This is a genomic window from Janthinobacterium aestuarii (genome assembly GCF_051380835.1).
Taxonomy (GTDB): Bacteria; Pseudomonadota; Gammaproteobacteria; order Burkholderiales; family Burkholderiaceae_D; genus Janthinobacterium; species Janthinobacterium aestuarii.
Window position 1 is genome coordinate 84,876 of record NZ_JBNYXU010000004.1, and the last position, 14,411, is coordinate 99,286.

11 protein-coding genes and 2 tRNA genes are annotated in these 14,411 nt (G+C 66.2%); 3 read left to right on the forward strand and 10 right to left on the reverse strand.

Annotated features, from left to right (window positions below):
• Positions 1-90: 90 nt before the first annotated feature.
• Both ACQ4WO_RS12755 and ACQ4WO_RS12760 read right to left on the reverse strand, forming a co-directional pair.
• Positions 91-1,101: a FecR domain-containing protein gene (locus tag ACQ4WO_RS12755; protein ID WP_436481756.1), complete on the reverse strand. Its 1,011-nt coding sequence runs from the start codon at positions 1,099-1,101 to the stop codon at positions 91-93.
• A 1-nt stretch (position 1,102) separates the two neighbouring features.
• Positions 1,103-1,621, reverse strand: a complete 519-nt coding sequence (locus ACQ4WO_RS12760) for a sigma-70 family RNA polymerase sigma factor (protein WP_436481757.1) — start codon at positions 1,619-1,621, stop codon at positions 1,103-1,105.
• A gap of 226 nt (positions 1,622-1,847) precedes the next feature.
• Between ACQ4WO_RS12760 and ACQ4WO_RS12765 the strand changes: the two genes are divergently transcribed.
• Complete coding sequence (locus tag ACQ4WO_RS12765; protein ID WP_436481758.1) at positions 1,848-2,516, forward strand: hypothetical protein; 669 nt, start codon at positions 1,848-1,850, stop codon at positions 2,514-2,516.
• 67 nt (positions 2,517-2,583) lie between these two features.
• Here the strand turns inward: ACQ4WO_RS12765 and ACQ4WO_RS12770 are convergent.
• The 5 genes from ACQ4WO_RS12770 to ACQ4WO_RS12790 all read right to left on the reverse strand — a co-directional run bounded on the left by ACQ4WO_RS12770 (position 2,584) and on the right by ACQ4WO_RS12790 (position 5,289).
• Positions 2,584-2,660 (reverse strand) — tRNA-Met (locus ACQ4WO_RS12770).
• 143 nt (positions 2,661-2,803) lie between these two features.
• Positions 2,804-2,880 (reverse strand) — tRNA-Met (locus ACQ4WO_RS12775).
• A 56-nt stretch (positions 2,881-2,936) separates the two neighbouring features.
• Positions 2,937-4,115: a methyltransferase gene (locus tag ACQ4WO_RS12780; protein ID WP_436481759.1), complete on the reverse strand. Its 1,179-nt coding sequence runs from the start codon at positions 4,113-4,115 to the stop codon at positions 2,937-2,939.
• Positions 4,116-4,173: 58 nt separating this feature from the next.
• Entirely contained in the window at positions 4,174-5,019 is an 846-nt protein-coding gene (locus tag ACQ4WO_RS12785) for a hypothetical protein (protein ID WP_436481760.1), read from the reverse strand.
• A 60-nt stretch (positions 5,020-5,079) separates the two neighbouring features.
• Positions 5,080-5,289, reverse strand: coding sequence for a hypothetical protein (locus ACQ4WO_RS12790; protein WP_034755039.1), 210 nt, complete (start codon positions 5,287-5,289; stop codon positions 5,080-5,082).
• Between the two features lie 176 nt (positions 5,290-5,465).
• Between ACQ4WO_RS12790 and ACQ4WO_RS12795 the strand changes: the two genes are divergently transcribed.
• Complete coding sequence (locus ACQ4WO_RS12795; protein WP_166449232.1) at positions 5,466-5,633, forward strand: hypothetical protein; 168 nt, start codon at positions 5,466-5,468, stop codon at positions 5,631-5,633.
• 22 nt (positions 5,634-5,655) lie between these two features.
• On the opposite strand, the gene ACQ4WO_RS12800 is transcribed toward ACQ4WO_RS12795, so the two are convergent.
• From ACQ4WO_RS12800 to ACQ4WO_RS12810, 3 genes are all read right to left on the reverse strand, one after another.
• Positions 5,656-9,414 carry an AAA family ATPase gene (locus ACQ4WO_RS12800; RefSeq protein ID WP_436481762.1) on the reverse strand — a complete coding sequence of 1,253 codons (3,759 nt, stop codon included), beginning with the start codon at positions 9,412-9,414 and terminating at the stop codon, positions 5,656-5,658.
• 16 nt (positions 9,415-9,430) lie between these two features.
• Positions 9,431-10,657: an exonuclease SbcCD subunit D C-terminal domain-containing protein gene (locus tag ACQ4WO_RS12805; protein ID WP_436481763.1), complete on the reverse strand. Its 1,227-nt coding sequence runs from the start codon at positions 10,655-10,657 to the stop codon at positions 9,431-9,433.
• Positions 10,658-10,724: 67 nt separating this feature from the next.
• A complete protein-coding gene (locus ACQ4WO_RS12810; RefSeq protein WP_436481765.1) occupies positions 10,725-13,745 on the reverse strand; it encodes a PAS domain-containing protein in 3,021 nt (1,006 codons plus the stop codon).
• 283 nt (positions 13,746-14,028) lie between these two features.
• Here ACQ4WO_RS12810 and ACQ4WO_RS12815 point away from each other — a divergent pair, with 283 nt between their 5' ends.
• Positions 14,029-14,400, forward strand: coding sequence for a YajD family HNH nuclease (locus ACQ4WO_RS12815; protein ID WP_034755042.1), 372 nt, complete (start codon positions 14,029-14,031; stop codon positions 14,398-14,400).
• Positions 14,401-14,411: the final 11 nt, after the last annotated feature.

Consider the following 14,411-nt stretch of genomic DNA (forward strand, 5'->3'; position numbering starts at 1 on the left):
GTGTTGTAGTCGTCAAAAGAACTTTCCATACACAGGTCACGCGAGAATCGAAAGCGGGTACCTTTTTTTTCGTTGGCGTCCAAATATATTTCAGCGCGGCTGGCGCGCCTCGACCTGCACCCAGTAGCGCGTGCGCAGGCGCACGTCCACCGGCAGGGAATCGGGCAGCGACAGCAGCACGGCGTCCAGGTCGGCCAGCGGGAAGACGCCGGAGATGCGCAGGCCGGCGACGGCGTCGTCGCAGCCCAGCATGCCGTGGCGGTAGCGGCTCAGTTCATGCAGGAAGTCGCGCAGCGGCATGGCGTCGGCCAGCAGCAAGCCCTGGCGCCAGGCCCAGACATCGGGTGAGACGGCGTGCGCGGGCAAGGTATTCTGCGCCGTCATGCCGCCGCCCTGGCCCGCGCGGAGCACCGGGCTGGCGTCGCCATGGCGCGGCATCAGCCGGACGGCGCCTTCCTCGACGGCGACCAGGGTGCTGCCATCGGCCTGGCGTACCGAGTAGCGCGTGCCCAGCGCCTGTGCATGGCCTTGCGCCGTTTCGACGAGGAAGGGGCGGTAGGGCATGCCCGTTTCGCGGGCCGTGGCGATGAACACTTCGCCCTGCACCAGTTGCAGCAGGCGCTGTGTGCCCGTGTAGCGGATGTTGACGGCGCTGCCGCTGTTCAGGTGCAGACGGCTGCCGTCGGGCAGGGTCAGCTCGCGGCGTTCGCCCACGCCGGTGGACAGGTCGGCCAGCGCGGCGCGGGCCATGTCGGGCGCGTATTCCGAGCGCGCGCCGAACCAGCCCGTGAGGCCGATGGCCGATACCCACACCAGCAACTGCAGGCTGCGGCGGCGCGAGATGGGCGAGGCAGGGCGGGAGCGCTGGGTCAACGCTGTGCGGCTGGCCTGCGCATCGAGTTTGCGCAAGCCGCCGCTGACGCTTTCGATGTGTTTCCACGCCCGTTCATGGTCGGGGTGCGCCTGGCGCCACTGCTGCCAGGCCGTTTTTTCCGCCGGCGTCGTTTCGCCGCTCATCAGGGTGGCCAGCCATTCGGCTGCCTGCATGGCGATGGCCAGGTCGATGGGCTGGCCCTGTGCGTAGACGGTGGCGCCGCGCATGTCAGGACGCGGCAAAATCGGGCACGGCAAAAAAGCACAGCAGGTTGGCCTTGCTCAGGTATTTTTTGACGGAATGCGTGGTGGTGCCCAGTTCGGCGGCGATCTCGGCGTAGGTCATGCCGTCCAGGTGGGCCAGCAGGAAAGCGGCCCTGGCCTTGGCGGACAGCTGGTCCAGCGCGCGGTCGACCAGCTGCAGCGATTCGAGCAGGATGGACATCGCTTCCGGCGACGGCGTGCACGCTTGCGGCTGGTACAGCAGGGCGTCGAGGTAAGCCCGTTCGAGCTCTTCGCGCCGGCAGTGATTGGCCAGCAGGCGCTTGGCGATGGTGGCCAGGAAGGGGCGCGGCTGCGCGATCCCCGCACTGCTGCGCGCAACGAAAATCTTGATGAAGGTATCCTGCGCCAGGTCGCCGGCCAGCCCCGCATCGTGCAGGCGGCGCTTCAGCCAGTGCAGCAGCCAGGAATGGTGCTCGGCATACAGGGCCTGGAAGTCGGATGGCGGGGAAGGGGCGGACAGCATGCGGACAGGATGGGATAGCTTAATCTAAATGAGAATTGTTCTCATAATAACGCAGCGGCGCGCGCCAGGCAATCAGGAAAACGCGGCGTTGCTGAAATGCGACTGCGTGCCCGGGCCGCGCGGCGCCGGATTTGCGCCTGCGCACGGCAGATGTAAAAGTTTCCTTGGCGCAAGCTTTCATGTGAGAAAATGCGGCTTGTCGATGTGGTGCGGAGCGGAGCGAAAAATGATGTGGATGGTTGGCGGTGCCCTGGTTCTATTGGTCGCCAGATTTTTATGGCTGGCCTATTTTCATCGGGTCAACGCGATGTCGCGTCAGGCGGAATTGATGAACTGGCTCGATATCGGCCGGGTGTCGAATGCCGATGGCGGCAAGGATATTCTGTTGGCGAGAAACGAGCGCGGCGCCCGGATCGACTGGCGCACGGGCGAAGTCTGGCTGATGAATCCCAAGGTGGCCGAGCCGTTTGCCGATTTTCTCGCCGTCGAGCGCTGGCTGACGATGCGCGACATGCCTGCGGCGGGCAAGCCGGCCGCAGCTACGCCTGCGCCAGTGGAGCCGGAACCGGAAGCGGCGCCGGACGCCGGACCCGTGCGCGATACCTTGCCGGCCTTCCAGCAAAAAGTCGATGCCTGCCTGGCCAAGGCCGAAGGCGGCCAGGAACTATTGGAAACCAAGCAGGCGTTCGAGGCGGGCAGCGAACCCTACCTCGAGGCGTCGACGGAACTGAGCAAGACGGCGCTCGAGCTCGAAGTGTCGCCAGCCATGGTGGCCACGTTTCATATCAGTGCGTTTGCCGCCCTGGCTGAAACGGCGGGCGCCGACAAGCTGGAACGGGTGGCTGCCAGCCTGCACGCGGCGGCCAGGCAGATCAGGGCCAGCGTCGCCGTGTAAAAAGCGGGCCTGACCCGGAATGAAAAAACCGCTGACTCCCTTGCAGGAATCAGCGGTTTTTATGTATTGGTTGCGGGGACAGGATTTGAACCTGTGACCTTCGGGTTATGAGCCCGACGAGCTGCCAGACTGCTCCACCCCGCAGGCGAATTATAACCGAGTTTGTTGCATTGCGAAAGAGCGGATCGCAACCGAGGGCATTGGGCTTGCATGAGGGCGGTAGACATGCTGCGTCGCAATGGAAAAAGCCGCCGATCCCTTTGCAGGAATCAGCGGCTTTTATATATTGGTTGCGGGGACAGGATTTGAACCTGTGACCTTCGGGTTATGAGCCCGACGAGCTGCCAGACTGCTCCACCCCGCAGGCGAATTATAGCGGGGTTTGCTGCAATGCGCAATGGCCGGGTTTCAGACCCTCGATTACGCCGCCGCCAGGCGCCACAGCGACGTGACTTCCTTCGAGCGGGCCGCATGCAGGCTGTCGGTGGCGTCCTGTGCGCGCGGGTGCGTGGGTTTTACGTCCAGGCGGTCGATGACTTTCAGGCCCGCCTGTTGTATCCACTCGAGCAATTGCGCGCGCGGGCGCAAGCCCAGGTGCTCGGCCAGGTCCGACAAGATCAGCCAGCCTTCGCCGGCTGGTTCCAGGTGGTCGGCCAGGCCGGCGAGGAAACCGCGCAGCATGCGGCTGTCCGGATCGTAGACGGCGTATTCGATCGGCGAGCTTGGACGGGCCGGCAGCCATGGCGGATTGCACACGACGAGTGGCGCGCGGCCGGCGGGGAACAGGTCGGCCTGCACCACCTCGACCTTGTCGGCCACATCGAGGCGGGCCAGGTTTTCGCGCGCGCAGGACAGGGCGCGCGGGTCCTGGTCGGTGGCGACGATGCGCTGGATGCCGCGCTGCGCCAGTACGGCGGCCAGCACGCCCGTGCCGGTGCCGATGTCGAAGGCCCGGCTGGCGCGCGCGGGCAGCGGCGCTTCCGCCACCAGGCCCACGTATTCGCCGCGGATCGGGGCGAACACGCCGTAATGCGGATGGATGCGCTGGCCCAGGGCCGGCAGTTCCACGCCCGTGCGGCGCCATTCGTGCGCGCCGATCAGGCCCAGCAGTTCGCGCAAGGAGGCGATAAACGGCTCTTCGCCGCGGCCATATGCTTCATTGCACGCCAGTTTTACGTCCGGCGCGCGGCGCAGCGGGATCGTGTAGTCGGCATCGAAGGGCAGCAGCAGCATGGCCAGGGTGCGGGCGCGCTGCGACTGGGCCTGGCGGTGCAGATGGAACGCTTCCGTGGCGGTCGGTTCCGGCTTGGCCAGCTTGGCGGCCTTGGCCTTCTTGCTTGGCTTGTCGTTCTTGTGGTCGGCGCGCCGCGCCAGCGCCTGCAGCAACTGGCGCGCGTTCTGGAAGTCGCCGCGCCACAGCATGGCCGTGCCTTCGCAGGCCAGGCGGTAAGCCTGGTCGGCCGTCGTGCGGTCATCGGCGATGACGACGCGCTTGGGCGGCGGCATGCCGCTTTCCGAGCGCCAGCGGGCCGCGTGTTCGGCGCCGTTTTCGCTCCAGTGGATCTGCGGATGAACGGTAGGTGAAGAAGTGTCGGACATGGGATTCAATCGATAGAAGGGGGCGCGCGGCATGGTCGCCTGCGCAGGCCGTCTTCCATTATACGTTGCTGGCCGTGCCGTCTGTGCTGCCGGCACTGTCCGTGCCATAGGCGAGTGCCAGCGCGCGGGCGCGCGCCTGATCTTCCGGCGTGGCTTCTTCGGCTTTCTTGCCGGCTTCAACCGCCGCGTCCGGCTGCACCAGCTTGAGCAAGCGCAAGCTCAGGCTGCCCGCCAGGTCGCCATCGTTGCCGCTGGCGCCGTTGGACATGCCCTGATAGAGATTGCTTTGCAATTGCTGGCCCAGCAGCTTGAACAGGTCGTGCAGATTGCCGCCGAAATGCGTGTCGGGCAACTGTTTGGCGGGCAGGACGCCGTCATCGGGTGAGGTGGCTTCCTGTGTTTCGTTTTGGGTTTGCTCAAGCACGCCCGCGCTGATGTTCGATTGATATTGCACTTCCACTTCGAAGTCGAAGGTCTGGCCGTCGGCCGTCGTGATCTTGCCCTTGCCGATGAAATGCGCGTTTTCATCGAGGCTGAAGGCGGCCGCGCGGCTGCTGCCATTGGGGCCCGAGACGCTGGCGCTGCTGAAACTGGCTCCCGCCTGCAAGTCAACGGAATCGAAGGCGATGGTGGCGCCGTCGCCGAACAGCTGGCGCGTCATGTTGCTCAGAAAATCCTGCGCCACGTCGACGGTGGCGTTGCCCAGCGCATCGGTCCGTTGCGACAGTCCCTTGGCCGACAGATCCAGGCCATTCTTCGACAGGGCCACGACGTCTTGCGCCGTGCGCTGCATCAGGGGGGAGCCGGCCAGGCCCGTGGCACCGTTGCCCGTGCGGGACGGCTGCTGGCCAGCCAGCGTATTCGAGGCGGGTTGACGGCTGGCAAGGGCGGGAAGCTGGGACATGGTCGGTTCAAATGGGGAAGATATGCGAATTAACGGCAATATCTTCCCATTCTTTAACCATTAGTGGTGGTGCGACCAGCTACCGTCCGCCGACTCCAGGTAGGACTTGACGGCATCGGCCTGGCCCGTGGCGTGGCGCTTGAGTTCGCCGCATGCGCAAATGCCCTGGTATGGCTGGATATGCGAGCAGGCGGAGACTTTTTGCAGGTAGACCTGCATGGATTTGTGACATTTGACGCACTTGAAGGTGAGGCTGCGGGCGGCTTTCATGGGCTTCCTTGAACTGTTGCGGGGCATACGGGAGCATATGCGAAGGGCGGGATTTTAACCCACTCCGCCTGCTGTTACATACTGTTGCAACTGCGCCACGCGGAAGTCAACTGAATCAGGTCTATCACGTTGAGAGAGTACGGAGGCCATCTGGTATCCATTGACGAGGTAGCACCATGGACAAGCATGACAAGGAAAAGCCTGCACAGCCCGCCAAGGAGCTGGTCAGAAAGTGGCTGAAAGCGGAGCTGGAACAGCGCCGGCCGCCGCCCGACCCCGAGCAGATTCGCCGCGAGCTGGGCTGGGATATGCTCAGATTGTGCCGGGAGCCAGCCAGCCGCTAGTCGCTAGCCAGTCGCTATTGAATCAGCGCACCGTCACCACGCTCTTGCCGCCGGATCCCGGCTGCACGAGTATGCGGGTGGCGATGCGCTCCGTCATTTCCTGTACGTGCGAGATGACGCCCACCTTGCGGCCCATCGCTTGCAAGCCGTCGAGCGCATCCATCGCCACGCGCAGGGTTTCCGTATCGAGGCTGCCGAAGCCCTCGTCGATGAACAGCGATTCCACGCGCACGCGGTTCGATGACAGCGAGGCCAGGCCCAGCGCCAGGGCCAGCGAGACGAGGAACGATTCGCCGCCCGACAGCGAGTGCACGGAGCGCAGCTCGCCGCCCATGTCCTGGTCGCGCACCATCAGGCCCAGCGACGGATTGTTCGGGTTGTCGATGCGTTCCAGCTGGTAGCGGCGCGCCAGGTGGTTCAGGTGCGCGTTGGCATAGCCGAGCAGCACTTCCAGGGTGAATTGCTGCGCGTAGTTACGGAATTTCTTGCCGTCGGCCGAGCCGATCAACTCATTCAGGCTGGCCCAGCGCCGCTCGATGACGGCTTGCGCCTCGATCTGCGCCAGCATCGCTTGTGCGCTGTGGCGCCGGGCGTCGTCCTGCGCGATGGCCAGGCGCAAGCGCGTCGCTTCCTCGTTCGCGGTCTGGCGTTCCAGCAGCAGGGCGTCGAGCGCGGCCTGCAGCGCCGCCACGTCCATTTCCAGCGCTTCGGGCGGCTGCTGCACGTGCATCGCCAATTGCTGCCGCCGTTCGGCCAGCACGGAAACGGCCGCCGTGTGGCGGTCCGCGATCACTTGCAGGGCGTCGCGTTCGGCGCGCATGGCGTCCGGCGCGATGGCCAGGCGCGCGCGCAAGTCGGCCATGTCGGCGGGCGCGTGGGCCGGATGGGCTTCCTGGAACTGACGCAGCCAGTCGTGCAGGGCGGCGGCGGCGCCGTGTTCCTGTTCGCGCAAGGCGGCCAGGCGCCGCGACAGCTGCGCGCACGCTTCGTCCAGGCGCGTGCGCTGCTGGCTGGCCGACTGCGCCGCCGTTTGCTGCCGCGCCAGCTGTTCTTTGGCCTGCGCGATGGCCGCTGCCAGGCTGCGCTCGACCTCGGCCACGCTCTGGCCCTGCCATAGCGCGTTGCGCTGCGCTTGCAGTGCCGTGCGCTGTTTGTCGGCGGCGGCAAAGGTGGCATGGGCTTCCTGCGCCGTGTGCTGCGCCTTGCCGGCGGCCAGCAGCGCCGCTTCCAGTTGCGCGGCCAGGGTCGCCAGCGCGTGGCCGCGCTTGTCCTGGTCCGCCTGCTGTTTCAGCCATTGCCGGCTTTCCGATTCACGCGCGGCGCGGAAGGCGGCCGGGCCGGCGCGCCAGCCCTCTTTCCAGTCCTCGGCGCCGTCGGCATCGGCAAAGGCGCCATCGAGCTGCGCCAGCAAGGCATCGAGCGCGGCGCGCGCCGTCTCGCCCTTGTCGGCGTTGCCCGCTTGCTGCGCCTGCAGCTGCGCCAGCCGCGCTTGCGCCTCGGCGACGGTGCTTGTGCAGCGCGCGTGCTCGCTGGACGCCAGTTCATGCGCCGCCTGCGCGTGCTCGCGCCGCGCGCCGGCCTGGCGCAGCGCCGCCTCCTGCTGCGCCAGCGCCTGCAAGCCTGCCGCATTGGCCGCCAGCTGCTGCCTGAACCAGTCCGCGCGCTGGTCTTCCTGCGGCAGCTGCAGGGTGTCCGCATGCGGCTGCCATTGCGCATTCAGGCCGTCGATGATGGACGGCAGTGCAGATAGTTCTTCCGCCGTCTGCGCCTGTTCGCGCATATGGGCGGCCAGTGCCGCCTTGTGCGTGGCCAGCCGTTCCAGATTGCCGCGCACCTGCGTGCGGCAGGCCAGCACGTCATCCTGCAAGCTGGCCAGCATCGCCTGCAAGGCGTCGTCGGCGTGGCTGTACGGGTGTTCCAGCGCGCCGCAGACGGGGCAGGGCAGGTCATCCTGCAAATTGGCCCGCAGCTGCTCGACGCTGGCCGCGCATGCCGCTTCGGCGCCCTTCAAGGACTTTTCCGCCTGCGCCAGGCGCGCTTCCAGCAGCGCCGTTTGCGCCGCTTCCGCCGCCAATGCCGTGCTTTCCGTTTGCGCGGCCTGCGCCAGCTGGGCCGCCTTCGCTTGCCAGTGCGCCAGCGCCTGCCGCTGGCGTGCCAGTTCGCTCCAGGTTTTTTCCGCGCTGCTCAAGATGTGCGCGTGCGCCTCCAGCTGGCCGCGCTGTTCCTGCAGCCCCTGGCCATCGATGGCTTGCACGGCCGCCAGCGCCTCGCCCCGTTCGGCATCGCGCAGCGCCAGCACGGCAGCGGCGCTGGCCAGCGCCGCTTGCGCCGCCTGCGTGGCATCAAAGGCCTGGCGCACCTGCCGCGCCGATTCGGCCATGCTGGCGTCGGCCGCATCGGCTTGCGCGGCCGCTTGCCCGGCCTGGACAAACAATTGATCCCATAATTGCCACGATTGCGCCAGCGCCTGCCACTGCTGGTGCGATGCCAGCCACTGGCTGCCCGCTTCCTGTTCCGCCTGCGCGGTCTGCTGGCGCTGCTGCAGCGTGTGCAGCGCGGCGTGCGCCGCCTCGTTGGCCTGGTCGGCACCTTGCGCCGCTTGCTTTGCATGCTCATGCGCGGGCAGCTGGGCCAGGATGCCGGCATCGAGCGCCTTTGCCTGGTCGAGCACGGGCGCGGAATCGCGCTGCGCCGCTTCCTTCGCCAGCAAGTCCGCTGCCGCCAGCTGCACGGCCTGCGCCAGTTGCGCTTCGCTGGCCACGGCCTGCGCCGCTTGCGCGCGCGACGCTTCCAAGGCCGCGCCGGCGCTGGCGATGTCGTTCGCCAGACGCGCCACGTCGTCGATCAGGGACCGCGCCGGCTGCAGCAATTCCCATTGCGCCAGCGCCGTGCGGCGCTCTTCGGCAGCGGCCCGTTCGGCATCCGCGCCATCGAGCGCCTCCTGCGCCGCCGCTATCTGGCTTTGCAGCTTGTGCGTCTCCTGGTGCCAGCGCTGCTGCAGTTCCAGCACGGCCTTGCGCAAGTCGATGGTGTGCAGGGCGGTGTCGGCCGCGCTGCACAGCGCTTCGGTCTCCGCCCGTTCTTCCGGCGACAAGGGCCGCTGGTCGGCCAGTTTTTCGCCCAGGCGCTCGAGGACCTGTTTTTCCTTTTTCGCCCGCTCGAAGGCGCGCATGGAAATGTCGGTATAGATGCTGCTGCCCGTCAGGGTTTCCAGCAACTCGCCCCGTTCATTGTCTTCCGTCTTGAGGAAGGTGGAAAACTCGTTCTGCGCCAGCAGCACGGCGCGCGTAAACTGGTCGAACGACAGGCCGATGCGCTTTTCTATCTCTTCCTTGACTTCCGTCTTGGTGCCGCCGATGGGCTGCAGCGCGGGCAACTGGTGCAAACTCATGGCGGTGGCCTGCAGCGCCCCTTCCGCCTTGGTGCGCGAGCGGCGCACGCTCCAGCGCGCGCGGTAGCTTGCGCCGTCGTTGCCGACGAAGTCCACTTGCGCATAGCCGTCGGGCGTGCCGCGGCGCAGCAGGGTGCGCGTATCCTGGGCGTTGACGGTTTCCTTGCCCACGTCGGGCAGGGCGCTGCCCCGGCCCAGCACTTTCAGCAAACGCGGCGTGGCGTCGTACAGGGCCAGGCACAAGGCGTCGAGCAAGGTGCTCTTGCCCGCGCCTGTGGGCCCGCTGATGGCGAACAGGCCGGAAGACGCCAGAGGCTCCTGCTGGAAGTCGACTTCAAATTCGCCGGCCAGCGAGGCCAGGTTCTTGCCGCTGATTTTCAGTATTTTCATGGTTCTTCAGTTGCGCTCACGCGCCGGGCAGCAGCAGTTCGGCCAGGGCGGACAGTTGTTCGGGTGGCGCTTCCTTGCCGTATTTTTGCAGGTACAGGCGGCGGAAGATGTCGTCGGGCTGCAGCTGGGCCAACTGGTCGAGCGTCAAGTTCTCGGGCGTGCTGCTGCGCGCGGCGCTCGACGTTTCGATCTTCGCCAGGCGCACGGGCTTGCCGTCGAGCGCCGTTTCGATGCGCGTGCGCAGGCCCGGCTCTGGCGCATCGAGGCGCACGCGCACTTCCAGGAAGGGTTGCGCTTCCGCTGGCGCGGCGGGCACGTCGAGGGCGGCCAGCTGCGCCAGTACCTCGTCTATTGGTGCCGGCGTACCTGGCACGCGCAGCAGGGGCACGGCGCGCGGCACTTCGATGGCGCGCACGGATTGCAGCGCTTCGCCGTCGATATCGAGGCACAGCACCTGGTGGCGGTAGTGTACTTCGGCGAACGACAGGGGAATCGGGCTGCCGCAGTAGCGGATGTGATCCTGCCCACCCACGGCCTGCGCCTTGTGCAAATGGCCCAGCGCCGCATAGGCGATGGATGTATCGAAGATCCCCGAGGGCAGCATTTCCGTGCCGCCGATGACGATGCGGCGCTCGGAATCGTTCGACATTTCGCCGCCCACCATGTGGCAGTGGCCCATGGCGACGATGGCTTGCCCGGGCTGGCGGCGCGCCAGCGCCAGGTCCGCCAACTGGCGGTACAGCAGGGCGATGCCGCCCAGGTAGGCGTCCTGCATGTCGCCGGCCGGCAGTTTCGGCACGTCGCCAGGGCGCAAAAAGGGCACGGCCAGACACCATGCCTGCACTTGGCCATCGCCGCCGGTGAGCGGCAGCAGCAGGCGCTCCAGGTCGATATTGCCTGCCTCGTCGCGCAGCAAATGGCCGATCACGTTCGTGCCATGCGCGGCCAGCAGGGGGCCGGGCGCTTCGAGACGGCCGGCCGAGTCGTGGTTGCCGGCCACGACGACCAGTTGCAGCGCTGGCAGGCGCGCGCGCGCCTGCTGCAGGAAGACATATAACTGCTTTTGCGAGGCGGCCGACGGGTTGGCGTTGTCGAATACGTCGCCTGCCACCAGCAGCACGTCGACATGTTCTGCCACGAGCGTGTCGAGCAGCCAGTCGAGGAAGCGCTGGTGTTCGTAGCCCCTTTCAAAATTGTGCAGGGTCTGGCCCAGATGCCAGTCGGAAGTGTGCAGCAGGCGCATGGTGTGGCAACGGTAGGGAGGACAGGCGCCAATATAGCAGGAATGACGGCATGCGCCAGGGGCTAAATCAAGCCGTCAATGCGCCAGCTCTGTATGTATTGCGTCCATCCTGCTTGGCCTTGTACAGCAGCACGTCGGCGCGTTGCAGCAGCACGGCGGGGGAAATGTCTTCGTCGCGGTAGAAGGCCAGGCCGATGCTGGCCGAAATGCGCACGGTGATGCCATCGAGTTCGAACGGCTGCTGCATGGCGGCGACGATTTTTTCCGCCAGCACGGCCGCGTCGTCGGGCCGGGTGATCTGTTCCATGATGATGGTGAATTCGTCGCCGCCCAGGCGGGCGATGATGTCGGTGGCGCGCATGGTGTGCGTCAGGCGCTGGGCGAAGGCGCGCAGCAGGGCGTCGCCGGTGCCGTGGCCGTGCGTGTCGTTGACGGGCTTGAATCGGTCGATATCCATGTACATGACGGCCATCAGGTGCTGCTTCTGGCGGCTCGCGTGCATGGCGTCGCTGAGTTTTTGCTGGAAGCCGGCGCGGTTCGACAAGCCCGTCAGCGCATCGACCTGGGCCAGCTTCAGCAAGCGCTGTTTTTCGCGCTTTTGTACGGTGATATCCTGGCGCATCACGTGAAAGCCCACCACTTGCAGCTTGTCTTCGCCGATTTGCGGGATGTAGATTACTTCCATGCAGCGCTCGATGCCTTCCTTCTCGTCTTCTTCCTCGAAGCTCAAGGTTTCGCCGGCCAGCACTCGTTCGATATATGGCGCCACGGTGCGGTAGCGCGTTTCGCCCACCGTGTCGCGCACGCTCTTGCCCAGCGCCTGGCGGCCCGTCAGGCCGAATTCGCGTTCATAGGCGATGTTCAGGAAGCGGTAGACCTGGTCGGCGTCGATGTAGGCGATCATGGCCGGCAAGGTGTCGGCGATGGTGCGCAGGCGCGCTTCGCTTTCCAGCAGCGCCACTTCCGATTCGCGCAAGGTGGTGATGTCGTCCAGGGTTCCCACGTAGCCTTCGATCTTGCCGTCGATGAGGATGGGGGCAATTTTGACGGAGACCCAGACCAGCCGGCCGTCGCGCTGCAGGCAGCGCAAGGTCGACTGGAATGGCGCATGGCTGCGCGTGAGCTGTTCCAGCGCCACGTGCATCAGCGGATAGTCGTCCGGGTGCAGGGCGCTGGTCCAGCCGGCGCCCAGGGCGGCCGCGCGGGGTAAGCCCGTGATCGATTCGAAGGTGCGGTTGACATAGGTGCAGCGGCGCTGGCGGTCCAGGCGCACCAGACCCAGTGGCGACGCGTCGTTGACGGCGGCCAGCTCGGCCTGTTTCTGGCGCAGTTCCAGCTCCTGCTGGCGGCGCTGCGAGATATCCTCGGCGATGCACAGGATATGTTCGATCTGCTGGCGCTCGTCGAACACGGGCACGGAGACGGCGCGCAGGTAGCGCAGGCTGCCGTCCGCCAGGCGCAGCGGCTTTTCCGTATGGTCGATGACGCCGTGTTCGGCCAGGATGGCACGGTCGTCCTCGGCGTCGTGCAGGCCGAAGTCGGGCGGGAAGGCCTGGCAATCGGTCTTGCCGATGACGTCGGCGGCCAGGTGGCCGGTGATGTCCTCGGCCGCCTTGTTCCACACTTCCATCTGGCCGAAGTTTTCCGGGCGCGCGCTTTTCACGTAGACCAGCACGGGCAAATGGTCGATCAGCGACTGCAGGAAGCTGCGGTTGTCCTGCAGCGCCAGTTCGTCGTGCTTGCGCGCGCTGATGTCGCGCGAGGTGACGGCCACGCCGTCGGTGATCGGTACCACCTGGTGGCGCAGCCAGCGCGTGGCGCCCGAGGCCAGTGTCAGCTCGAATTCATCTTCCAGCGGCTGGCGTGTTTCCATCACCAGCACGAAGCGCTGGAAGAAACGCTCGCCGCGCAACAGCGGCATGTGCGCCAGCACGCGCTGGCCCAGCAGCTCGGAGCGCGGCTTGCCCAGCATGTCGGCGGCCCGCTCGTTGACGTCGGCGAAAATGAAGTCTTCCACCGGCTTGCCCGGCGCGGGGCGCCAGGCTTTCAGCAGCAGCACGGAGTCGAGGCTGCCGTGGTGCGCCGCGCGCAGCAGCGCCTGCGTTTCCGTCGCCTGGCGGATGCTGCGGCGCAGGCGTGCGCTCTGGCGCATCAGGAGGGCCGTAAAGCCGGCAATGAGCACGCTGGCGGCGAGCAGCGCGCCGATATACACGAGGCGGCGGTGTTCGAAACGGGCCAGGGCGACGGTACGGCTCACGCCCACCACGGCCAGCAGCGGGTAGCGTGGCAGTTCATGATAGCTGTAGATGCGCTGCGTCGCGTCGACGGGCGGCTCGATCAGCAGTTCCCCGGGAGCGTGCCGCGGCGGTCCCGGCATGCGGAAGTCGATGCGGTCGCTGATGATCAATTGCTCGCCGATGCGGCCCACCGTCAGGCCGCTGTCGCGCGCCACCAGCATCAGCGCTCCATGTTCATCGAGGTTCAGGCGGTCGTAGTCGTCGACAAAATATGTGGGATCGACGTGGATGACGATGGCGCCGGCAAAGCGGCCCCGCGCATCGTTCAGGCGGCGCGCCAGGCGGATGGTCCAGTGTTTATTGTCCGCGTCGAGCATGGGCGTGTCGACCAGGGCCGTGTCGGACGCATTGGCGGCCAGCGCCCTGAAAAAGGGCTGCGTGGCCAGATTTTCCGGCAGATAGGCGTGGGCGCTGTCGACCACATTGCCCTGCGCGTCGATGAGGGCGATCGGCAGTTCCAGCTTCGATGGCAGCACGCTGTCGAGCAGGCCCTGGCGGCGTGTGAATTCATTGAGGCGCAGGCCGCCGTCCGTTTCCTCGTATTTGAGCTTGAACAGCTGCGTGGCATGGTCGGTCTGGCGCAGGGTGAAACTGGTATGGTCGGCCAGGGTACGCGCCAGCGACTGGCTCACGGCCACGGCGTCGCGCACGGCGCTGGCCCGCTCCTGGCCCACCTGATAGTAGACGGCCGCCCACAGCGCCAGCAGCAGGATGAGCGCGAACAGGGGCACCAGACTGATGCGGTACAGGCGGCGGGCAAGGCGTTGCAGGGGTCTCGTTATCGCTATCACGGGCGCTTGCAGGCTAGATTCATGGAAAAAGGGAGGGGCGGCGTGGCGCGCATGATAGCCGAAATCGGCTGCCTTGCGCATAAGCCCGTCGCCGCCACGCCCATCGTCTGTTCGCGGTCTGTCGCTGGGCTTATTTTGCGTTAAATCAAGCATCTGTGGCGCGGCGCATGCTAAAAAAAACGCCGCGGCGGTCATACGGGCCTGGGCCGTGGCAGAAAAAGTACAATTGCGCCCCCATCCTCATTAAAATGGATGCTTCCACCCCCCCATATCGAAAGTTGTCATGCAGAGTAAAAAGCCCGACGCGGCAAGACTGGACAAGATCGTGGCCGAAGCGCGCCGCGCCGCCGACCAGCGCGAGAGCGGCTACCGCGAGCGCTCGCTGAAGATGTATCCGTGGGTATGCGGCCGCTGCATGCGCGAATTTACGCGTGCCAACGTGCAGCAGCTGACCGTGCATCACCGCGACCATAACCACGACAACAATCCGCCCGATGGCAGCAACTGGGAACTGCTGTGCCTGTATTGCCACGACAATGAGCACTCGCGCTACCTGGAAGCGGACCGTGGCGCCGGCCTGCTGTCGGCCGAGGTGGCGCCGGCCACGCACAATCCGTTTGCCGCGCTGGCGGGCCTGATCAAGAAAAAGGACTGAGCGGGCCACCC